The 860-nt window shown below is 52.4% G+C and carries 1 protein-coding gene; it reads right to left on the reverse strand.

What is annotated here, in order from left to right; genetic code table 11:
- The coding region (locus H7U37_RS16310) for a recombinase family protein (RefSeq protein ID WP_204876970.1) at nucleotides 1-574 on the reverse strand (574 nt) is incomplete at its 3' end.
- Nucleotides 575-860 lie beyond the last annotated feature (286 nt).

Below are 860 nucleotides of genomic sequence, written 5' to 3' on the forward strand. Positions count from 1 at the left end.
GCCAGTAGTAGGTCGGGTTGACGATCCCATCCGCACCGAGGGCAGCGGCAGTTTCAGCCAGCCCGTACCCGTCCAGCGCCATGCGGTAGATACGGCGTACCACCTCGGCAGCCTCCGGGTCAATCACCCAAAACCGGGGATCGTCCGGGTTCTTGATGTAGCCATAGGGCGGCGGGGAGAGCGGAATCCCAGCGTTGCCTTTCATCTTATTGACGATCCGGCGCTTCTTGGAAATATCCTTGGCGTAGTATTCATTCATAATGTTCTTGAACGGGGTGAAATCGTCCTCGCCTTCGTCGCTGTCCACGCCATCGGAAACGGCCACCAGCCGCACATCATGGAGCGGGAAAAATTCTTCGGTGAGCTTGCCCACCTCAATGTAGTTCCGGCCCAGCCGGGAGAGGTCTTTCACGAACACCGCTGAGATGTACCCGGCCTCGATTGCGGCGATCATCTTCTGAAAGCCGGGGCGCTTCATGGTAGTGCCGGTGATCCCGTCATCCACGAAAAAGATCGTGTCCGTGTAGCCTTTGTCCTTGGCGGCCTTTTGGAGAATTTTCTTTTGGGAAGCGATTTGTCAAGGGTGTTTTCAACATAAAAAATATGATTTCTTATTCGACAAGCTCAATAACAAGCCAAGCAATTCGCCTGAAATTGACTGGTCTCTGAACCGGAGAAATTGATTAGCACTTGATTGTGTGAACAATTCTCCAATTAGAATGAACACAACCACCAGCGAAGCTGGTGGTTGTGAGCCTGTCGAAAAAGTCCAGCGAAAGCTGGGCTTTTTCGTTTAAGAGAGTTAAAATAGGAGTAGGTGGTGAGAGAGATGCTGGAGCGCGGGAAAATGGACCGCAATG

The sequence above is a fragment of the Pseudoflavonifractor phocaeensis genome (assembly GCF_016901735.1).
Taxonomy (GTDB): Bacteria; Bacillota; Clostridia; order Oscillospirales; family Oscillospiraceae; genus Pseudoflavonifractor_A.